The sequence below is a fragment of the Achromobacter colocynthidis genome (genome assembly GCF_057334535.1).
In genome coordinates this window covers 399,181-420,344 of the sequence record NZ_JBHFIZ010000039.1, presented here as the reverse complement: position 1 = coordinate 420,344, position 21,164 = coordinate 399,181, and the positions used below count along the sequence as shown (strand labels likewise).

The following is a 21,164-nucleotide window of genomic DNA, read 5'->3' as shown; positions in this document are numbered from 1 at the left end:
CCTCCGGCATCATGGGAACGATGACGTCGGTGGGCGCCCCACCCATCGCCATCGTGCTGCAACACACCGCGCCGCCACAGCTGCGCGCCACGCTGGGTGTGGTGTTGTTCCTGGGGTCGATTTTCTCGCTGGCGATGTTGGCCCTGGCCAAGCGGTACACCGGCTACCACCTTGGCCTGGCGCTTAGCCTGGCGCCGTTCCTGCTGGCCGGTTTTGCCGTGTCCAACCGCTTGCGCACGCTGCTGCCGCCACAAGCCGTGCGCAGCGTACTGCTGGCAGCGTGCGCGCTGGGCGCGGTGGGCGTGCTGGCCAAATCCTTCTGGGGGGCTTGATGCGCGGCATCGATGCCTGGCCCGCCGCACCGGTTTGCCGTCGCGGCATTCGGCTACACCCGGTAATACAATGCGGACTGTATCCATTAATCCATACCTGCTCGCCATGACCACTTCTCCCGTCAGCCCGCAAGCCGTAGAGACGCCGTCTTCCGCCCCGCTGAAGATCGGCGAGCAGCATCCGCAGTTGTTCGCCGTTATCCGCGACAAGCTGCGCGAACGCATTCTCAGCGGGGAATTCACCCCCGGTGACCGCTTGGTGGAAGGCCGCTTGTCGGAGGAAATGGGCGTATCGCGCATCCCGGTGCGCGAAGCGCTGCGCGCCTTGGCCGCCGAAGGGCTGGTCACCATCGAGCCGCGCCGTGGCGCGTCGGTATCGGTACTGTCCGATGCCATTGCCTATGACATGGTGGAAGTGCGCGCCACGCTGGAAGGGCTGAACGCCAAGCTGGCGGCGCAACGCCGCGACGCCAAAACCGTGGAACGCTTGCAGGAATTCCTGCGCGAAGGCACCGAAGCCGCGCGCGGCGAGCAGTTGGACAAGTTCCTGGCGCTGAACTCCCAGTTTCACGAAATGCTGGCCACCATTGCCGGCAACGTGGTGCTGACGGATTTGATGCGCTCGCTGCGTGACCGCACGGCGCTCTTGTTCGCGCCCAGCAACATGCATCGCGCCAAGGCGAATTGGGATGAACATTCGCAGATCTTGAATGCCGTGATCGCCGGCAATGGCGACCTGGCCGCCTTGCTGGCCAGCCAGCACGTGCACAACGCGGCCAAGGCCTATACGGACGCCCAACAGCCGCACGGCGCGGCTGACTGATCAAGCAATAAAAGGCGACAGCGCAACAGGCGTTGCGCCTGCCATGTCAGGCGGATGGCACCGGCGCGTCGGCCGCGTCTGAGGCCACGCCCACCACCACGCCCTTGCCGTTCTGCACCACCCACGACACCTTCACGTCGCCGGTCACAAAGGTCTGGCAGGCCATGCGATAGCCGGCGTCGAAGTCTTCAGGCCGCAAGTGTTTGCGTTCCTTGGGCTTGATCGCGTCAGTGTGTTCCAGGCCTTCCTCGATACGGCACTTGCAGGTGCCGCACAGGCCGCCCCCGCACTTGAAGGGGATGCCGCCCTTTTCCTTGAGCGACACGCGCAGCAAGTTGCTGTTCTCAGGCGCGGTGGCGACCTTGCCGCCGTTCGAGACGAATGTAATCTGAACCATGTTTTTTCAATGCCTTGCGACGGCGGCGGCGGGGCGCAGCGTCAAGGTGGATTCCATGCTGCCAAAACGGGTCAGGTGGGCAAGTTCCTTGCGGGCCGCCTCCACCGACGCGAATTTCTCCAGAAACTTGGCGGGCACCCGGTTGACGACATAGGGGGGAGTTTCTTCCGTCACGATCAGGCGCGTATCGCCGTGCAGCCGCGCGATGCAGAACACGGCCAAGGCCCGCCCGTAGAACTCGTAGTCATACGTTTCGATGATGTCGACGTCGTCCCCCACTTCGGTGCGAAACACGCCGGGTTTGGACGTCAGGATTACGTACACGGCATCCATGGCGCTAGGCCTCCACGTCCTGAACCAGCTCGACATCGTTGTTGAGCCACAGTTGGCAGGCCAGCCGATAGCCCTGGTCAATGCGGTCGCCCAACTGCTTCTTTTCTTTCCAGTTGACCGGCGGCAGATGCTCGGCGCCGGCCAGCACGCGGCACGCGCACTTGGCGCACTTGCCCATGCCGCATTCGTAGCGCAGATGCGGATACGGAAACTGCTTGATGCCGGCCCGCACCACCAGATTGGTGTTGTCCTTCACCACGTCGGTGTAGGTCTGGCCGCCTTTATGAAATACAACGGTAGGCATGAGTCTGTCGTCCAGGAACCGCGGGCCGGGCGCACCGCATGCGCAGCGCTGCCCGGAAACACCCACAACAATCAGGCGGCCAGGCCAAGTTCGGGCAGCTTGATCTCGTGCTGCACGTAATCGGTGTAAAGCGCCGTGGTGTACAGCAGCCGCATCTGGGCGCCGATTTCGCAGATCTTCAGGCAGCGATGCTGCAAGTCGACCGTGTTCGCGTGTTCCAGCACGATCTGATAACCGCGTTCACCGTGGATCTCGTCGGACACGATGTGCAAGTCGAAGAATTCCACTTCTTCGTCGGTAAAACCGTACTTCTCGCGCAGCGTCGGCGTCTGCTTGCGGTAGATGGAAGGCACCTGCGATTCCAGGCCGACGACCAGGCCCGCCACCGCCACGATGGGGTCTTCGCGCATGGCCACGGCGTAACACCAGCTTTGCAGCGCGCGCGTGGTGGGCGACATGTTGTCCGGGTTGGTGACCCGTTCACGCGTGGTGCCGCAGGCTTCGGCAAAGCGGATCAGCAGGTCGGTATGGCGGTCGCCGCCGATCTCTTCTTCATACATGTTGGCCAGCAGGAAGTCCTTGGCCTCGGTGTAGGTGTCGGGCGTGCGGGCGTAGAGATACCCCAGGTAGTCGGCGAACGGACCCACGTAGTGGTAGTGGTTCTCGGCCCAGCGCGACAGATGTTCGCGGCTGAGCTTGCCTTCGGCCCAGGCAATGGAAAAGGGCGACGCATTGGCGCTCTTGCCCTTGATCGCGTTTTCCAACGCGGTGCGGAATTCATCTCGGTTCATCAGTTCTGCCATGACGCGCTCCAGTCCAGTAGGGAGGGATACCAGGCTGGTTTAGCCCGGGCATGATGAACATTGTATACCGTCTACTGTTTTGAGCTGCTAGGGCAATCCCGGAGATGCCGGGCAGAAAAGGGGCCGGAGCCATTCAAATCAATAGGTTGCGGCAAGGTGGAGCGACAGGAGGCCGGGTGGACGACATTGCGCGCGCTGAGTACAATGAATACATTATCAATGCAATACGGAAATACCATGAATACCCGCCACCCTCTGGGAGACGCCCCCATCGGTCAGCAACTGCTGACGCATTACGCCCGCCGCGATGCGGTGCGCCACGCCACGCCCCTGTTCCCGTCGTCCTGGGCCGAGCTGTTTGCCCCGTTCCGCAGTGCCCGCCTGCAACCGCTGCGCGCAGCAGCGCCCACGGTTCGTCGGCACGAGGACGAACCGGTGTGTCAGGCGGGTTGATGGTTTTCCGACCGGGAGCGTTGTCCCGGTAGCCGCGCCGGGGCGGACGCCCCGGCCGATGCGCTGTGCCGCCTAGCGGCGCGCGCGCAAGCTGGCCCGCATCCGGGCGTCTTGCAGAGACGCCGCGTGTTGACGGCGTTCATTGGCGCCGGCCAGCATCAGCACCACCACGAACCCCACGGTGTAGGCCAGCACGTCCCACCAATCGGGCACGCTGCCCAGCACCACGCGCAGCACCGGCTGCTGAATTTGCCAGCCGTACAGCCGCGCCAGGTATTGGCAGAATTCGACCGCGTAGCCCGTCAACAGGGCGGCAACCGCCAGCGGCAACACGCGTGCCCGGATGAACGTGCGGTACAGCAGAAACGCCCAACCCACCGCCACCACATCCCCCACGAACCCGCGCAAGAACGGATAGGGCGCGCCATACAGGGCAATCACCGCCAACAGCGCGGTTACGGCAAGCAGGGCGGCAAAGGCGCGCCCGTTGAAAGTCAGGGTCATGGTGGGATACGGCAGAGGGTGAAAGGACAACTTACGGCATGAGCTTGCCTGGCGCTTCGGGGAGCTAAGCCCGGCAACGCGGGCAGGCATGCTCAGAGCACCGGGCAGCGTACTCGAAATCCGCGGGAAAACCCGGAAACAGAGATCGCGTATCCGTCACCAAAAGTTATCCCGCGTTGTCCACCGGCTATCCACTGCCTATCCACCCCCTATCCACCGGCTTACCCACATAGTTATCCACCGTCCGGCTCCTGCACGGCCGGCGTCTTCAGGCGTACCATTGATCACCGCGCAACGCCCCGCTTGCCCTCCCCCGATTCCCCACGAACCGCGAGGCCGTGTCGATGTTTACCTCCCTTTGGCGCAAGTGGCAGGCCGCGCGCCACGGCGGACCGCAGTTGGACGTGATACTGGCCGGCGCCGATCCGGACGCGCCGCTGGCTGACCGCAATTTGTGGATGCTGGATTTGTGTCGCTGGCTTGACCGCCCGGCTCCCGCCGCGTCGCCGCGCCATACCGACACCGCCGACGCCACCGACCCTGACCCCACGGCAAGCGCACGCTACCCGCAGCACACGCGCCTGCGTTACCTGCTGCAAGTGCTGGAACACACCCCCGAGCGCGCCGCGCGTGTCGGCGCCACCTTGCGTTCACTGGTTGCCGACAACGACCCGACCTCGCTGCTATGCGACACGGGCGTGGCCGCCCACCCCGGCTTCTGGAACGAGTTCTGGAACCGCGTGCAAACGCGCCTGTTGCCGCCGCCCCCCACTCGCGGCGACATGTCCGGCCTGTTCTCGCTGATGTTTCGCGGCAGCGGCACCGCGGAGTGGATCGACGCACTGGACGACGACACGCTGGCCCGCATGCGCGCCGTGTTCCGCGCGGGCGACGCCACGACCATCCCGGCGGCGCCTGCCGTCGATCCGTTTCCGCCAAGCATCGAACAGGCCCTGATCAACAGTATCCAGGTGCTGGTCAGCCAGGTGCGCGCCACCGGCCTGGGTCAGGACATTCGATCTCGCCTGCCGGGTCCTGTCGAGGACTCGCCGTTCTTTGCGCTGGCCCCCGCCGTGGCCGAACTCTGTGACAGCACGCCCGACACGCCCCCCGAGGTCTTCGCGCGCCGCCTGAACATGTTTCGCGCGCTGCTGGACGGTTGCCGCATGACCGCGCAAGGCGTGTATGACGAGCTTGCGGAAAACGGCGTGTCGGTCGACGTCGTGTTTCAGATTGAACGCATGAAGCTGCGCCTGGCGCGCATCGAACTGCTGCTGGGCGTATGGGTGGATCCGACCCAGCGTCATAAGTTCGTACAGCTGACCACGGAGCTGATCCGGTCCACCCAGGCGCGCAACAGCATCCGCCACCTGGTGACCTCGGCGTTTGCGCAACTGGCGCGCCGCGTTATGGAACGCACCGCCCAAACCGGCGAACACTACATCGCGCGTGACACCATCGAATACCTGGCGATGCTGAAAGCCTCGCTGGGCGGCGGCTTCGTCATGGTGTTCACGGTGTACTTGAAATTCTTCATCACGTCGGCGCACCTGGACAAGCTGCTGGAAGGGCTGTTGGCGGCGCTGAACTACGCGGGCGGATTCCTGGTTATCCACTTTGCGCATTTCACGCTGGCCACCAAGCAGCCCGCCATGACCGGGCCCGCGCTGGCCCACCGCCTGGACGACGCCCACACGCCGGAGGGTCGCGACGCCTTCCTGGACGACACGCTGGCGATGCTGCGGTCCAACGCCGCCGCCATCCTGGGCAACCTGGCGGTGATATTTCCGCTGGCCCTGGCCGTGCAATGGGTGGCGGTCCACGGCCTGGACCGGCCGCTGATCAACGCGGACAAGGCAGAGGAAACGCTGGCGTCGTTTTCCATCTGGGGCGCGACTCCGCTCTACGCCGCCATCACCGGCGTGCTGCTGTGGCTGTCCAGCCTGATCGCCGGTTGGGCTGACAACTGGTTTGCTCTGCATCGCGTCCACGACGTGCTGGCCTACAGCCGCCGGGCGCGGCACCTGTTTGGCGCGCGCGGCGCGTTGCGGTGGGCCGGGTTCTGGCAACGCAACATCTCCGGCATCGCGGCCAACGTGTCGTTGGGCCTGATGCTGGGCTTGGGGCCGGCCATCGTCGAACTGCTCGGCGCCCATGTGGAGGCGCGCCACGTGACACTCAGCGCCGGCCAGCTTGGCACGGTGATCGCCACGCTGGGTTGGGACATCGTGCGTACCCAGGGGTTCTGGCTGGCCGTGGCCGGCATTGCCGCCACGGGCCTGCTGAATGTGGCGGTCAGCTTTGCGCTGGCCTTCAATGTGGCGCTGCGTTCACGCGACCTGCGTCGGGGCGATCGCGATTCGCTGTCGGCCAGCGTGCGGCAACGCATCTGGCAGCGGCCCACCACGCTCTTCTGGCCGGTCAAGCCCCGGCCCGCGCCCAAGCAGACCTGATGCCGCATTAGAATCAGTCCCTTGATGCCGGACGCCCCGCCCGCACGCCTCGCCATGTTGCTGCCCATGCTCCCGTTCTCTCGCAATACCGTCTATCCGGCCGGCGCCGGCCTGCCCGCCTCGGAACGTCTTGGCGCCTTGCTCGCCGTCATGTTGGCTGTGTGCATGGCCAGCCTGGACACGGCGATTGCCAACACGGCGCTACCCACCATCGCGCGTGACCTTCAGGCCAGCGACGCCGGCTCTATCTGGGTCATCAGCGGCTATCAACTGGCCATGGTGGCCGGGCTGCTGCCCGCCGCCGCGCTGGGCGAAATCCTGGGGCATCGGCGTGTGTACATGGTGGGGCTGGTGGTGTTCACCCTGTCGTCGCTTGCCTGTGGCCTGGCGCCGACCTTGCCCACGCTGGTGGTGGCGCGGATTCTGCAAGGGTTGGGCGCGGCCGGCGTCATGAGCGTGAACGGCGCCTTGCTGCGTTTTATCTACCCGTCATCCATGCTGGGACGCGGCCTGGGCTTGAACGCGATGGTGGTGGGGCTGTCGTTCGCGGCCGGCCCCACCGCCGCGTCCGCCATCCTGTTGCTGGGGTCCTGGCACTGGCTGTTCCTGATCAACGTGCCCATCGGCATCCTGGCCGCGGTGCTGGGCCTGCGCGGCCTGCCCGAAACCGAGCGCGCGCCGCACGGCTTCGACGGCATTGCCGCCGTGCTGTGCGCGCTGACGCTGGGCCTGTTTGTGTTGGGCTCCAATGAACTGGCGCATGGCGCGCCCTGGGCGCGCATTGCGCTGGAATGGGGCGGCGCCATCGCCAGCTTGTGGCTGCTGATGCGGCGCCAGGCCGGCCACCCGGCGCCCATCCTGGCGGTTGACCTGCTGCGGCGTCCCTTGTTCGCGCTGTCCGCCGCCACCGCAGTTTGCGCCTTCGCCGCGCAGGGGCTTGCGTTTGTGTCGCTGCCGTTCATGCTGCAAACCGTGCTGGGCTACAGCCAGGTGCATACCGGCTTTCTGATTACGCCATGGCCGGTGGTGGTGGCCTTCATGGCCCCGATCGCGGGCCGGCTGTCCGACCGCTATCCCGCCGGCATCCTGGGCGGCGTCGGCCTGGCGTTGCTGGCCTTGGGCATGGTGCTGCTGGCGATGCTGCCGGCCGCGCCCTCCGCGTGGGATATCTGCTGGCGCATGGCCATCTGCGGTGCGGGTTTCGGCTTTTTCCAATCGCCCAATCTGCGGGCCATCATGACCTCGGCGCCAGCTTCCCGGGCGGGCGGCGCCAGCGGCATGATTGGCACCGTGCGGCTGCTGGGCCAGGCGACTGGCGCGGCGCTGGTTGCGGCGTGCTTTCACGTGTCCACGACGCACGGCGCGGTGACCGCCTTGTGGCTGGGCGGCTTGTGCGCCGCCCTGGCCTGCATCGCCAGCTTTTCGCGCTTGCGCTTTGACGCATCGGAACCCATGGCATGCCCGGCGCCGCGATCCATGAAATAGCATCTAAGTCGCAACATTGTTGCGCTATTTATCGATATATTCGTCGAACGGGCCGATATATTCGTAAGTTGTGAAACAGTTGCTAAATATCCGCTGAGCGGCGTCGTTGTTCGTAGTGCAGCACTCGCTGTATATCGGACGACTCGCTATGACACAGTTACTGAAAGACATCACGATCCGACGCATGATCCTGTGCACCCTGCTCGCCATCAGCGCGCTGGTCACGGGCTTGTCAGCCATCAGCGTCAACGGATTACGCAGCGCTGGGGAAGCGCTTGCCACCAGCGGCGACCTGCTGCACGAGGTTTCGGCGCTATCCCGGGTCAACGACCAGATCATGCGCGCCCGCCTGCGCTTGTCGCGGCAATTAGAATATGCCGCCGAAGGCCAGGCCGCCAAGGCGGCCGAAGAAGGCCGCAGCATCGACACCGCGCTTGCCGAAGCGCGCAAGCAACAGGCCATCTTTATTGAATTGGCCACCAAGGACGCTCCCGCCACCATCCTTCAACCCATGCAAGCGGGCTTTGATGCACTGGTCAACGGCGGCATCGCCGTGCAGCGCCAGCACCTGGAAGCGGGCGACATCGCGCGTGCGCGCGAGCACGCCGCCACCGCCGTGGTGTCGGCCAGCCGCGCGTTCGGCAAGAGCATGGAAAACTACGAAGCCTATGCAAAGGACCGCGAAACGCAGTTGTGGGAAGACGCCGCCGCCAAGCGCCAAGAGGCCTATATCGGCATGGGCGCCGTGCTGGGCATCTGCCTGTTGCTGCTGTTGCTGGGCGACCGCTACGTAGTGCTGTTCGTGCGACGCCCGCTGGACCAGGTCAAAGCCCACTTTCAACGCATCGCCGGCGGCGACCTGACCACGCCCATCGCCTCGTATGGCAAGAATTGCGTGGGGCAGCTCATTCCTTATCTGCAGGAAATGCAGACCAGCTTGGTGCATACCGTGCACGCCGTGCGCGAGGGCGTGGTCGAGATCAACGCGGGGTCCAGCGAAATCGCGGCCGGCAATCAGGACCTGTCCAGCCGCACCGAGCAGCAGGCCGCGTCCCTGGAAGAAACCGCCGCCAGCATGGAGCAATTGCTGTCCACCGTGACCAGCAACGCCGAGAATGCCCGCCAAGCCAACCAGATGGCGGCCACCGCCAGCCAGGTGGTGCAGCGCGGCGGCATGGCCGTGCAGGAAGCGGTGAGCACCATGCGCGAAATTGCGCAGGACTCGGGCCGCATCGAAGACATCGTCGGCGTCATCGACGGCATTGCCTTCCAGACCAACATCCTGGCGCTGAACGCGGCGGTCGAGGCCGCGCGCGCGGGCGAGGAAGGCAAGGGCTTTGCCGTGGTAGCCGCCGAAGTGCGATCGCTGGCGCAGCGCAGCGCCGGGGCCGCGAAAGAGATCAAGCAACTGCTGTCGGCGTCCAGCGCCACGGTGCAGGCCGGTTCGGCGCAGGTCGAAGCGGCCGGGCACACCATGCAGGAAATCCTGGAGACCATCGAACGCCTGACGCTGCTGGTCAATGACATTGCCACGGCGTCGCAGGAGCAGGTGACGGGCATCGACCAGGTCAATACCGCCGTGAATCAGATGGACCAGGTCACGCAGCAAAACGCCGCGCTGGTGGAAGAAGCCGCCGCGGCCGCCTCCTCGCTGGAAACCCAGGCTCAACGCCTGCAAGGCGCCGTCAGCGCGTTCCGCCTGCCGGCGCTGATCCAGGACCGACGGCAGATGGCTATCGCGGCCTGACGCGAGGTGCGCACGCTGGCCTGAACCCAGACGGCTTCAGGCCAGCGCCGCCACATCCACCAGCGCGCCATGACGGATCACGCGCTTGGGGATATCCCCGCCGATCCAGTACGCCAACTCAGCCGGATGCGCCACGCGCCACGCGACAAAGTCCGCCACCTTGCCGGGTTCCAGCGCACCGTGCGTGGCATGCAGGCCCAGGGCGCGCGCCGCGTTCACCGTGGCGCCCGCCAAAGCCTCTTCCGGCGTCATCTTGAACAGCGTGCACGCCATGCTCAGCATCAAGCGCAGCGACAACACCGGCGACGTGCCCGGGTTCAGGTCGGTTGAAATCGCAATGGGCACGCCGTGGCGGCGCAGCAGGTCCAAGGGCGGCAACTGCGTTTCACGCAGCGCGTAGAACGCGCCTGGCAACAGCACCGCCACGGTGCCGGCATCCGCCATCGCCCGCACATCGCTTTCGGTCAGGTATTCAAGATGGTCCGCCGACAAGGCCCCATAGCGGGCGGCCAGCGATGCGCCATGCAGCGAAGACAATTGCTCGGCATGCAGCTTCACGGGCAGGTCCAGGTGCTTGGCGGCCTGGAACACCCGCTCGACCTGCTCCGGGGAAAACGCCAGGTGCTCGCAGAACGCATCGACCGCATCAATCAGCCCTTCGGCCGCCAGCACCGGCAGCATGCGCCGCGCCACTTCGTCGATGTAGTCATCCGAGCGCCCCACGAATTCCGGCGGCAGCGCGTGCGCCGCAAGACAGGTGGCCTGCACGGTCATCGGCAGTGTCTGCCCCAAACGCCGCGCCACGCGCAGCATCTTGCGTTCATTGGGCAGGTCCAGGCCGTAGCCCGACTTGACCTCCACCGTCGTCACGCCATCTTGCAGCAGATGCAGCGCGCGTTGGCGGGCGCTGACATACAGCGCGTCTTCGGACGCCTCGCGCGTGGCGCGCACCGTGCTGGCGATGCCACCGCCCTGCGCCGCAATCGTTGCGTAGTCCACGCCTTGCAGCCGCTGTTCGAATTCCTTGCTGCGGTTGCCGCCAAAGACCAGGTGCGTGTGGCAGTCAATCAGCCCGGGCGTCACCCACGCGCCGCCCAGGTCGTGTTCATGCGCGGCATCCACCGACGGCAGGTCCGCTTCGTGGCCGATCCATTCGATGCGGTCCGCTTGGGTCACGATGGCCGCGCCTTCAATCACCGAATAGGCGCCGCCCGCCATGGTGGCCGCGTGGCAATGTCGCCAGATCTGTCTCATGCACATACTCCTTGAAACCGGCGCCGCGCCACTGGGGGGTGGCGGGCGCCGTACTCGGTCAGTCGGACCCATCAGTCAATCCCATCAGTCGGACCCCTGCGCCACCGGCACCGGGATGCCGCCGCTGGGACCGCGCGGCAGGACCAGGTAGCGGTACGCCACGCACAGCAACGCAATCCACACCGCGCCCACGACCAAGGCCATCTGCGTGCGCGGAAAATACCCCAGGACCCCGATCACGAACACCAGGAACGCAATCGCCAACAGCGGCCCGATCGGCCAGAACGGCACCGGGAACTTCAGGTCGGCGATTTCCGCAGGACTCATCTTGCGCCGCATCGCCACCTGCGACAACAGAATCATCAGCCACACCCACACGGTCGCGAAGGTGGCAATCGACGCAATCAGCACGAACACGTCTTCGGGAATCAGGTAGTTCAGCAGCACGCCCAGCAGCAGCGCCACGGTCATCACCACCACCGTCATCCACGGCACGCCGGATTTGGACACCGCCGCGAAGCCGCGCGGTGCCTGGCCTTGGCGGGCCATGCCGTAGAGCATGCGGCCCGCGCCAAAGATGTCGCTGTTGATGGCCGACACGGCCGCCGAGATCACCACGATATTCAGGATCGTGGCCGCCGACTTGATGCCCAGCCCGTCAAAGATCTGCACGAAGGGACTGCCCTGGCTACCGATCTGCGTCCACGGGAAAATTGACATCAGCACGAACAGCGTCAGCACATAGAACAGCAAAATGCGCAGCGGCACCGCGTTGATGGCGCGCGGGATGGTGCGGCCGGGGTCCTTGGCTTCGCCCGCCGTGATGCCGATGATCTCGATGCCGCCAAAAGCAAACACCACCACCGCCAGCGACGCGATCAGCCCGCCCACGCCGTTAGGCATGAAGCCGCCGTGCTCCCACAGGTTATGCACACCCGTCGCCGCGCTGTCCACGTTCAAGCCGAAGCCGAACAGCATGATGCCCAAGCCGCCGGCAATCATGGCGATAATCGCGCCCACCTTCAGCAAGGACAGCCAGAATTCCAGTTCACCAAACACCTTTACCGAACACAGGTTGATGGCGCCGATGAAGAACACGATGGACAGCACCCAGATCCAGCGCGGCACGTCCGGATACCAGAACCCCATGTACAAGCCGAAGGCGGTCACGTCGGCCAGGCAGACGATGATCATCTCGAAGGCATAAGTCCACCCCGTCAAAAAGCCCGCGATGGGTCCGAGGTAGCTGGTGGCGTACTGCCCGAAGGACCCGGACACGGGGTTTCTGACCGCCATTTCCCCCAACGCGCGCATCACCATGTACACGGCCGCGCCGGCAATCAGATAGGCGATCAGCACCGACGGGCCGGCGTCCTGGATGGCCTTGGCCGATCCATAGAACAGGCCCGTGCCGATGGCCGATCCCAACGCCATGAAGCGTATGTGCCTGGCGTTTAGCCCCCGTTTCAGATCCTGCGTTTCAGCTTGCATTTCCGTCTCCGTACTTGTTATAGGCGTGCAGCATCACGCCGTGCGAGCGCCTTCTACGGGCGCGTACGCACAGCGCGGGAATGCGGCCGTCAGGCGACGGCCGCAAAGAGGAAAATCAAAGGCTCGGAAGCAGCCCCGCGGGCATCAACCCGTTCAGGACCTGCGCCGATATCAGGCTGCTGGCGGCGGCGATGTCCGGCGCGAAGAAACGGTCTTCTTCGTAGTGCGGCACTTGCTCGCGCAGTACGCGGCGCGCCTGTTCAAGTTGGGGCGATGTCTTCAAGCCTTCACGGAAGTCCAGCCCCTGGCACGCGCCTAGCCATTCGATGGCCAGGATGTCGCGCACGTTGTCTGCCATGGCCCAGAGCCGCTTGCCGGCGTTGGGCGCCATCGATACGTGGTCTTCCTGGTTGGCCGACGTGGGCATGCTGTCCACGCTGGCCGGATGCGCCAGCGCCTTGTTGTCGCTGGCCAGCGCGGCGGCGGTCACCTGGGCAATCATGAAGCCCGAATTCACGCCACCCTTGGCGACCAGGAACGGCGGCAACTGCGACATGTGCTTGTCCATCATCAGCGCGATGCGCCGTTCGGACAGCGCGCCGATTTCGGCCAGCGCCAAGGCCAGGTTGTCCGCCACCATGGCCACGGGTTCGGCATGGAAGTTGCCGCCCGAGATCACGTCGCCCTGGGACACGAACACCAGCGGGTTGTCCGACACGGCGTTGGATTCAATTTGCAGCACATGCGCGGCGTGGCGGATCTGCGTCAGGCAGGCGCCCATCACCTGGGGCTGACAGCGCAGGGAGTACGGGTCTTGCACCTTTTCGCAATCGGCGTGCGAATGGCCCACTTCGCTGTCCTGGCCCAGCAGGTCACGATAGACGCCGGCCACGGCGATCTGGCCCGGCTGGCCGCGCGCGGCGTGAATGCGCGCATCGAATGGCACGCGCGAACCCAGCATGGCTTCCACGCTGAGACTGCCGCACACCAGCCCGGCCGCCATCATGTCTTCGGCGTCGAACAAACCGCGCAGGGCGTAGGCCGTGGACACCTGCGTGCCGTTCAACAGCGCCAGCCCTTCCTTGGCCGCCAGCGTCAGCGGCACGAGGCCTGCGCGCGCCAACGCTTCCTGCGCGGGCAACCACTCGCCTTGATACCGCGCGCGGCTCTCGCCCAGCAGCACGATGGACATATGCGCCAACGGCGCCAGGTCACCCGAGGCGCCCACCGAGCCTTTTAGCGGAATATGCGGATAAACGCCCGCGTTCACCATCGCGATCAGGCTGTCGATAACGTGGCGGCGGATACCGGAATAGCCACGCGCCAGGCTGTTGATCTTCAAGACCATGATCAGCCGCACCATGGCGTCATCCAGGGGCTCGCCCACGCCCGCCGCGTGCGAGCGCACCAGCGAACTTTGCAGCGCTTCGAGGTCTTCGCGCGCGATCTTGGTGGACGCCAACAAGCCAAAGCCCGTGTTGATGCCATACACCGTGCGGCCCTCGGCGATCAGCCGTTCAACGGTAGCCACGCTGGCGTCGATGGCGTCCGCCGCGCCCGCATCCAGCGTCAAGCGGACCGGCTCCTGGTAGACGCGCCGCAAGTCGGCCAAGGTGAGGTGGCCGGGTTTCAAGTGCAATTCCATTTTTTTCTCCTGCGCCGGTGCTTCGGCGTCTTTAAATGGGGTGGTCAGGCCGGCCGTCATGCCGGCGCGTGCGCCGCAAGCCGCGTATCGCGGCGGGCAAATAGGTAATAAAGAATGCTGGGAACGATCAGGCCGATGATCCACGAGATGTCCACGCCACCCAGGCGTTCAACCATCGGGCCGGTATAAAGCTTGGTCGAGATGAACGGCATCTGTACCAATACGCCGAAGGCGTAGACCAGGATGCCGGGCAGGTTCCAGCGGCCGTAGCGGCCGTTGGGGTCGGACAGCGCGGCCACGTCATAGCGTTCGCGATTCACGAAGTAGTAGTCCACCAGGTTCACCGCGCTCCAGGGCACGAAGAAGGCCAGGAGGAACAGGATGAAGGACTTGAATGCGTTCAGGAAGGAATGTTGGCCCACCAAGGCCACCGCCGTGGCGGCACCCACGATCAACACCACGGCTACCGCGCGCTGGCGCCGCGTAATGTCGACATGCCCGCGAAACCCGCTGACGATGGTCGCGATGCACATGAAGCTGCCGTAGGAATTCAGCGTAGATATCGTGACCTTTCCGAACGCAATGCTGAAGTACAGCAGCGCCGCCATCGTGCCCGTGCCGCCCAGGCCCACGATGTACGCGACTTCCCGCCCCGCGAACTGCCCGGCCGACATCGCCGCGGCCAGCACGCCCAGCACCATGGCAATCTGCGCGCCCAGCACCGAACCCAGCCCTACCGCCAGGAACGTCTTCACCGACGAGGTCGAGCTGGGCAGGTAGCGCGAGTAGTCGGCCACATAAGGCCCATAGGCAATCTGCCAGGACGCGGCCAGCGACACGGCAAGCAGGAACGGCCCCCACGCAAAATGCCGGATCTGCAGCAACTGGCCCACATCGCCCACGGCGATGACGCGGCTGAACAGGTACACGAACGCGATCAAGCCGAACACGGTGGCGATGCGCCCGATGATGTGGATGACCCGATAGCCAAACAGCGTGGCCACCACGATGACCGACGCGAATATCAGGATGCCGATGGTGTCGCTCACGCCGAACAACTGCCCCAGCGCCTGGCCCGACAACACCGTGCCCGTGGCCGTGAAGCCCAGGTACATCAGGCACACCAGCACGATGGGTATCGCCGCGCCATACACGCCGAACTGCACGCGGCTGGAGATCATTTGCGGCAAGCCCAGCTTCGGCCCCTGCGCCGCATGCAGCGCCATCACCACACCGCCCAGCACCTGCCCGATGAACAGCCCGATCAAGGACCAGAACACGTCGCCGCCCAGCACCACCGCCAGCGCGCCCGTGACGATGGCGGTGATCTGAAGGTTGGCGCCCATCCACAGCGTGAACTGGCTGTAGAGCTTGCCGTGCCGTTCGGACGCCGGAATGTAGTCGATGGAACGCCGTTCGATAAGCGGCGTGGACCCTGCCTCGCTTGCCTGCACCATCGCGTTGCCTCGGGGGGGGCGGGGGGCCGATCGTTGCCGATGGCGGCCCCACGCGGGTTGGCGGAATTGGAACGGGTGTGGCTTTAGCGTTGGCCCGTGACCATGGGCAGGTTCAGCCCCTGCTCTTTCGCGCAGTCGATGGCGATGTCGTAGCCCGCGTCCGCATGCCGCATCACGCCCGTTGCCGGGTCGTTGGTCAGCACGCGGGCGATGCGCTCGGCGGCCTCGTCGGTGCCGTCGCACACCACGACCATGCCGGAGTGCTGCGAGAACCCCATGCCCACGCCGCCGCCATGGTGCAGCGACACCCAGGTGGCGCCGCTGGCGGTGTTCAGCAAGGCGTTCAGCAGCGGCCAGTCGGACACGGCGTCCGAGCCGTCGCGCATGGATTCGGTTTCGCGGTTGGGGCTGGCGACCGACCCGGAATCCAGATGGTCACGGCCAATGACGACGGGCGCGAACAGTTCGCCCGAGCGGACCATTTCATTGAAGGCCAGGCCCAGCTTCGCGCGTTCGCCCAGGCCCACCCAGCAGATGCGCGCCGGCAGGCCCTGGAAGCTGATGCGCTCGCGCGCCATGGCCAGCCAGCGGTGCAGGTGCTCGTCGTTCGGAATCAGTTCCTTGACCTTGGCGTCCGTCTTGTAGATGTCTTGCGGGTCGCCGGACAGCGCGGCCCAGCGGAACGGGCCCACGCCCCGGCAGAACAGCGGCCGGATGTAGGCGGGCACGAAGCCGGGGAAGTCGAAGGCGTCGACCACGCCTTCTTCCTTGGCCATCTGGCGAATGTTGTTGCCGTAGTCAAAGGTGGGAATGCCCTGGCGCTTGAACGCCAGCATGGCCTGCACGTGGACGGCCATCGATTGCTTTGCGGCCTTGATGACGACGGCGGGCTCGCGCTTGGCGCGTTCGCGGTATTCCTGCCAGGTCCAGCCGGCGGGCAGATAGCCGTTAAGCGGATCGTGCGCGCTGGTCTGGTCGGTAACCATGTCGGGCTTGACGCCACGGCGCACCAGTTCGGGCAGGATGTCGGCGGCGTTGCCGCACAGCGCGATGGACACCGCGCGGCCTTCCTTCGTGTACGCGGCAATGCGCGCCAGCGCGTCGTCCAGGTCAGTGGCCTGTTCGTCCACATAGCGGGTGCGCAGGCGGAAGTCGATGCTGGCTTGCTGGCATTCGATGTTCAGAGAACATGCGCCGGCCAAGGTGGCGGCCAGCGGCTGCGCGCCGCCCATGCCGCCCAGGCCCGCGGTCAGCACCCAGCGGCCGGTCAGATTGCCGCCGTAGTGCTGGCGGCCGGCTTCCACAAAGGTTTCGTAGGTGCCCTGCACGATGCCCTGGCTGCCGATGTAGATCCAGCTACCCGCCGTCATCTGGCCGTACATGGCCAAGCCCTTGGCGTCCAGCTCGTTGAAGTGTTCCCAGGTGGCCCAGTGCGGCACCAGGTTGGAGTTGGCGATCAGCACGCGCGGCGCATTGGCATGGGTCTTGAACACGCCTACCGGCTTGCCCGACTGCACCAACAAGGTTTCGTCGTCGTTCAGATGGGTGAGCGATTCAACGATCTTGTCGTAGCAATCCCAGTTGCGCGCGGCACGGCCGATGCCGCCGTACACGACCAGTTCCTTGGGGTTCTCGGCAACGTCCGGGTCCAGGTTGTTCATCAACATGCGCAACGGCGCTTCGGTCAACCAGCTCTTGGCGGTCAGCTTATTGCCGCGCGCGGCGCGGATCACGACATCGCGGTATCGGTTCGATTGGTCCAAGAGAGTCTCCTTGATCGGTTCTGCCGCGAAGTTCCCCACGCAGCGGTTGCCCGCATCATAGGATGCCTAGGGTTGTATATACAAGCCTAGATAAGCGAAATTTTGATAAGGGAATACCCGAATGGATGGAGGGAGTTGTGGGGACGGCTGATAGATGGGTTGCGCGCGATCCGCAGTTGGGTTCTTTTCATGGTTTATTCGCGCTTCACCCATCCTACGTACGCCGGCTCGAGCCCGTAGGATGGGTGGAGCGCGCAAGGCTCAAGGCAAGAACCCAACCGCCCAACGCGCGAAACCCATCAAGCAGCGCAGGGTTCTAAACACGATTGGCCACAGCACAACCGCGTTCTAACGAAGCTGGCTACAGCGCAAACGCGTTCTAAACAAAGTCAGCCACAGCGCAACCGCTGCTTGATGGGTTGCGCGCGATCCGCGGTTGGGTTCTTTTCATTGTTTGTTCGCGCTTCACCCATCCTACGTACGCCGGCTCGGGCCCGTAGGATGGGTGGAGCGCGCAAGGCTCAAGGCAAGAACCCAACCGCCCAACGCGCGAAACCCATCAAGCAGCGCAGGGTTCTAAACACGATTGGCCACAGCACAACCGCGTTCTAACGAAGCTGGCTACAGCGCAAACGCGTTCTAAACAAAGTCAGCCACAGCGCAACCGCTGCTTGATGGGTTGCGCGCGATCCGCGGTTGGGTTCTTTTCATTGTTTGTTCGCGCTTCACCCATCCTACGTACGCCGGCTCGGGCCCGTAGGATGGGTGGAGCGCGCAAGGCTCAAGGCAAGAACCCAACCGCCCAACGCGCGAAACCCATCAAGCAGCGCAGGGTTCTAAACACGATTGGCCACAGCACAGCCGCGTTTTCAACGAAGCTGGCTACAGCACAGCCCCCGTTTCTAAACGACGCCTGCTACAGCGCAACCGCTGCTTGATGGGTTGCGCGCGATCCGCGGTCGGGTTCTTTTCATTGTTTGTTCGCGCTTCACCCATCCTACCGGGGCGTTAGTTCGATCACGCAGGCATCGACTTCGCCTTCCAGTCGATATTCCACCAGATCCACCGGCCCCTCACTGTGCAGGCAGTCATATCGCGACGGCAGCGCGTGCGCCTCACCATCCACTCGCACCCCCAACATACCGCCCGCGTTCAGCACCAGCACGATGGGCGCGGCGCTATGAAACACCCACGGCGCCGATGCCCATTGCAGGCGCGCCTGATAGCGCTGGGGCGCATAGATCAAGTTGAAGTCCCGGATCGGCCCATCCAGCAAACGGCAATCCACCCGCGCACCCCCCGAAAATGCGTAGACCTGGCGTGACGTCAACGGCGTTTGCTCTCGGCCATCAACCGTCAACTGAATTCCCTGGCCTTCAAGCACGGTGATAACCCGCTGATAGCCATTGAACGCCGAAAACCCCCCATCCTGCGCCACATCGGCAATCGACAAGCGCCACTCAAACGCAGCGCTGCTGTCTCCAGGATTGCGGGCGACCTCTTGCGTGGTGCCTCCGCCGTTCTTCCACGGCATGCGCGGATAATCGGCGGCTTGATACAAACGGATGTTGCGCGCTGTCATGTCGTGAACTTGCCTTCCAGGCGGTGGCGCGACCCGGGGTGGATCAGGCGGGCAAGCGTCACCGCGCGGTCGCCCGACCAGGTGCGGCGGCGGATCAGCAAACACGGTTCGTTGCGCTCGATCTGCAACAACTGGCATTCGCGCGGCTTGGCCAGAATGGCTTCGACCACGTGCTCGCCCTCGCTCAGCGGCGCCACGCGCGTCAGGTACTCATAGGGCGTGTGTTGCGTGAAGTCCTGCTTCAGGTAGTCGGGCGCCAGCCGCACATTGACGTAACGGTCTTCCAACTGGATCGGCACGTCGTCTTCAAAATGCACGATCACGGAATGGAATACCGGCTGCCCCGGGCGCAACTCCAGCGCCTGGGCCTGCTCAGGGCCGGCCGGTTCTTCAACCAGGCGCACCACGCGGCTGTGATGGTGATGATTACGCGCCGCGATCTCATCCGCGATGTTGTTCACCGCGAACAGCGCCGACCGCGCCTTGGGCTGCGCCACGAACGTACCCACGCCCTGCATCCGCACCAGCAGCCCTTCGGCGGTCAGCTCGCGCAGCGCGCGATTGATCGTCATGCGGCTGAACCCCAGCTCATCGACCAGCTCGCTTTCCGAGGGCACGCGGTAGTGCGCGGGCCAGGCGCCTGTGCGGATCTGCTGCGCGATCATCTGCTTGACCTGCGCATACAAGGGCGCGGGCAGGGCGTTGGTCTGGACGGGCAATCGGGGGGGAGGAGAAGCCACGGAAGAATCCTGGGTGGGCGCCGCTGAGGCGGTAAAAATTGGCCTCCAGTATAGACAGGTACACATGACTTGCGAATCGCCCGCCGCTTTCCGTATACTCCCCCCCTGTATCGTTTTCGGAGCCTGCCGTGCCGCATTCGCCGGAAGAAAAAAAACGTGTCGTCACCCGCTTGCGCCGTATCCAGGGGCAGGCGTTAGCATTGGAACGCGCGGTCAACGAGGGCACGGAATGCGGGGCGCTGTTACAGCAACTGGCCGCCTTGCGCGGCGCCGCCACCGGCCTGATGGCCGAGGTGCTGGAAAGCCATCTCCGGGAAACCTTCCTGCAATCCGCCCAGGGCGGACCGCAACACGCCGGGATCGACGCCGAAGCCGAAGTCGATCAGCTGATGCGCATCGTCCGTTCCTATTTGAAGTAATTCCCCCGACATTCGTGGAGCACAACTATGAAATCACGCGCAGCAGTCGCATTCGGACCCGGCAAGCCGCTGGAAATCGTTGAAATCGACGTCGCGCCCCCGCAGCGCGGCGAGGTGCTGGTGCAGATCACCCACACCGGTGTCTGCCATACCGACGCCTTCACGCTTAGCGGTGATGACCCCGAAGGCCTGTTTCCCGCCGTGCTGGGCCACGAGGGCGCGGGCATCGTCGTGGAAGTGGGCGAAGGCGTCACGTCCCTGAAGCCCGGTGACCACGTCATTCCGCTCTACACGGCCGAATGCCGCGAGTGCAAGTTCTGCCTGTCCGGCAAGACCAACCTGTGCCAGAAGGTGCGCGCCACCCAAGGCAAGGGTGTGATGCCCGACGGCACCTCGCGCTTCAGCTACGAAGGCAAGCCGCTCTACCACTACATGGGCTGCTCGACCTTCAGCGAATACTCGGTCGTCAACGAGATCTCGCTGGCCAAGATCAACCCCGCCGCCCCCCATGAAAAAGTCTGCCTGCTGGGCTGCGGTGTCACCACCGGCCTGGGCGCCGTGCACAACACCGCCAAGGTCAAGGAGGGCGATACGGTCGCCGTGTTCGGCCTGGGCGGCATCGGCCTGGCCGTGATCCAGGGCGCGGTGCAGGCCAAGGCCGGCCGCATCATCGCCGTGGACACCAACCCGAACAAGTTCGTGCTGGCCAGCGCCATGGGCGCCACCGACTGCATCAACCCCAAGGACTACGACAAGCCCATCCAGGACGTCATCGTTGAACTGACCGATGGCGGCGTGGACTTCTCGTTCGAATGCATCGGCAACGTGCACGTGATGCGCGCGGCGCTGGAATGCTGCCACAAGGGTTGGGGCGAAAGCATCATCATCGGCGTGGCCGGCGCGGGCCAGGAAATCAGCACGCGCCCGTTCCAACTGGTCACCGGCCGTGTGTGGCGCGGTTCGGCGTTCGGTGGTGTGAAGGGCCGTACGCAACTGCCGGGCATGGTCGAAGACGCCATGAGCGGCAAGATCGACCTGGACCCGTTCGTGACGCACACGCTGCCCCTGGAACGCATCAACGAAGCCTTCGACCTGATGCATGAAGGCAAGTCGATCCGCACCGTGATCCACTTCTAACGTCCGCCTCCGACGCGGCATACGACAGGCCCCGCGCAGAAT

At 64.8% G+C, this 21,164-nt stretch carries 19 protein-coding genes and 1 pseudogene; 8 read left to right on the top strand and 12 right to left on the bottom strand.

The genetic code is table 11. The annotated features are described in order from the left end of the window. Together ACE04A_RS28310 and ACE04A_RS28305 are read left to right on the top strand one after the other, a co-directional pair. Positions 1–332: pseudogene (locus ACE04A_RS28310) on the top strand (sulfite exporter TauE/SafE family protein); the annotation flags it as partial. 106 nt (positions 333–438) lie between these two features. After that, positions 439–1,155, top strand: coding sequence for a GntR family transcriptional regulator (locus ACE04A_RS28305; RefSeq protein WP_259252787.1), 717 nt, complete (start codon positions 439–441; stop codon positions 1,153–1,155). A gap of 46 nt (positions 1,156–1,201) precedes the next feature. On the opposite strand, the gene ACE04A_RS28300 is transcribed toward ACE04A_RS28305, so the two are convergent. The 4 genes from ACE04A_RS28300 to ACE04A_RS28285 form a co-directional block, all read right to left on the bottom strand. After that, positions 1,202–1,552 (bottom strand): 2Fe-2S iron-sulfur cluster-binding protein, encoded by a 351-nt coding sequence (locus ACE04A_RS28300; protein ID WP_448716931.1) that lies wholly within the window; start codon positions 1,550–1,552, stop codon positions 1,202–1,204. A gap of 6 nt (positions 1,553–1,558) precedes the next feature. After that, entirely contained in the window at positions 1,559–1,885 is a 327-nt protein-coding gene (locus ACE04A_RS28295; protein WP_447987795.1) for a ferredoxin, read from the bottom strand. Between the two features lie 4 nt (positions 1,886–1,889). Further along, positions 1,890–2,189, bottom strand: coding sequence for a 2Fe-2S iron-sulfur cluster-binding protein (locus ACE04A_RS28290; RefSeq protein WP_279993702.1), 300 nt, complete (start codon positions 2,187–2,189; stop codon positions 1,890–1,892). A gap of 71 nt (positions 2,190–2,260) precedes the next feature. Beyond that, complete coding sequence (locus ACE04A_RS28285; protein ID WP_448716930.1) at positions 2,261–2,992, bottom strand: iron-containing redox enzyme family protein; 732 nt, start codon at positions 2,990–2,992, stop codon at positions 2,261–2,263. 237 nt (positions 2,993–3,229) lie between these two features. On the opposite strand from ACE04A_RS28285, the gene ACE04A_RS28280 reads away from it, so the two are divergent. Next, on the top strand, positions 3,230–3,445 hold the full coding sequence (locus ACE04A_RS28280) for a hypothetical protein (RefSeq protein WP_279993701.1): 216 nt from the start codon (positions 3,230–3,232) through the stop codon (positions 3,443–3,445). Positions 3,446–3,517: 72 nt separating this feature from the next. On the opposite strand, the gene ACE04A_RS28275 is transcribed toward ACE04A_RS28280, so the two are convergent. Beyond that, positions 3,518–3,949: a ribosomal maturation YjgA family protein gene (locus ACE04A_RS28275; protein WP_279993700.1), complete on the bottom strand. Its 432-nt coding sequence runs from the start codon at positions 3,947–3,949 to the stop codon at positions 3,518–3,520. Positions 3,950–4,293: 344 nt separating this feature from the next. On the opposite strand from ACE04A_RS28275, the gene ACE04A_RS28270 reads away from it, so the two are divergent. From ACE04A_RS28270 to ACE04A_RS28260, 3 genes are all read left to right on the top strand, one after another. After that, positions 4,294–6,402, top strand: coding sequence for a site-specific recombinase (locus tag ACE04A_RS28270; protein ID WP_485820750.1), 2,109 nt, complete (start codon positions 4,294–4,296; stop codon positions 6,400–6,402). A gap of 66 nt (positions 6,403–6,468) precedes the next feature. After that, positions 6,469–7,887 carry an MFS transporter gene (locus ACE04A_RS28265; RefSeq protein WP_259252908.1) on the top strand — a complete coding sequence of 473 codons (1,419 nt, stop codon included), beginning with the start codon at positions 6,469–6,471 and terminating at the stop codon, positions 7,885–7,887. Between the two features lie 148 nt (positions 7,888–8,035). Beyond that, entirely contained in the window at positions 8,036–9,634 is a 1,599-nt protein-coding gene (locus tag ACE04A_RS28260; RefSeq protein ID WP_279993698.1) for a methyl-accepting chemotaxis protein, read from the top strand. Positions 9,635–9,670: 36 nt separating this feature from the next. On the opposite strand, the gene hutI is transcribed toward ACE04A_RS28260, so the two are convergent. The 7 genes from hutI to hutC all read right to left on the bottom strand — a co-directional run bounded on the left by hutI (position 9,671) and on the right by hutC (position 19,566). Then, complete coding sequence (hutI, locus tag ACE04A_RS28255; RefSeq protein WP_438858306.1) at positions 9,671–10,888, bottom strand: imidazolonepropionase; 1,218 nt, start codon at positions 10,886–10,888, stop codon at positions 9,671–9,673. Positions 10,889–10,972: 84 nt separating this feature from the next. Further along, the gene (gene hutT / locus ACE04A_RS28250; protein ID WP_259252777.1) at positions 10,973–12,379 is read right to left on the bottom strand and encodes an L-histidine transporter HutT; all 1,407 of its coding nucleotides are present in this window, start codon (positions 12,377–12,379) and stop codon (positions 10,973–10,975) included. Positions 12,380–12,494: 115 nt separating this feature from the next. Then, entirely contained in the window at positions 12,495–14,024 is a 1,530-nt protein-coding gene (gene hutH, locus ACE04A_RS28245) for a histidine ammonia-lyase (protein ID WP_259252776.1), read from the bottom strand. Between the two features lie 56 nt (positions 14,025–14,080). Continuing rightward, positions 14,081–15,481 carry a purine-cytosine permease family protein gene (locus tag ACE04A_RS28240; RefSeq protein ID WP_259252775.1) on the bottom strand — a complete coding sequence of 467 codons (1,401 nt, stop codon included), beginning with the start codon at positions 15,479–15,481 and terminating at the stop codon, positions 14,081–14,083. An 83-nt stretch (positions 15,482–15,564) separates the two neighbouring features. Continuing rightward, complete coding sequence (gene hutU, locus ACE04A_RS28235; RefSeq protein ID WP_448716925.1) at positions 15,565–17,244, bottom strand: urocanate hydratase; 1,680 nt, start codon at positions 17,242–17,244, stop codon at positions 15,565–15,567. A 997-nt stretch (positions 17,245–18,241) separates the two neighbouring features. Then, positions 18,242–18,826 (bottom strand): HutD/Ves family protein, encoded by a 585-nt coding sequence (locus ACE04A_RS28230; RefSeq protein WP_448716924.1) that lies wholly within the window; start codon positions 18,824–18,826, stop codon positions 18,242–18,244. Then, the gene (hutC, locus tag ACE04A_RS28225) at positions 18,823–19,566 is read right to left on the bottom strand and encodes a histidine utilization transcriptional repressor HutC (RefSeq protein WP_172616209.1); all 744 of its coding nucleotides are present in this window, start codon (positions 19,564–19,566) and stop codon (positions 18,823–18,825) included. The genes ACE04A_RS28230 and hutC overlap by 4 nt, the downstream gene beginning before the upstream one ends. A 128-nt stretch (positions 19,567–19,694) precedes the next feature. Here hutC and ACE04A_RS28220 point away from each other — a divergent pair, with 128 nt between their 5' ends. Beyond that, on the top strand, positions 19,695–19,985 hold the full coding sequence (locus ACE04A_RS28220) for a metal/formaldehyde-sensitive transcriptional repressor (RefSeq protein WP_046805570.1): 291 nt from the start codon (positions 19,695–19,697) through the stop codon (positions 19,983–19,985). Positions 19,986–20,012: 27 nt separating this feature from the next. Continuing rightward, positions 20,013–21,122, top strand: a complete 1,110-nt coding sequence (locus tag ACE04A_RS28215) for an S-(hydroxymethyl)glutathione dehydrogenase/class III alcohol dehydrogenase (RefSeq protein ID WP_100853426.1) — start codon at positions 20,013–20,015, stop codon at positions 21,120–21,122. The last annotated feature ends 42 nt before the right edge of the window (positions 21,123–21,164 follow it).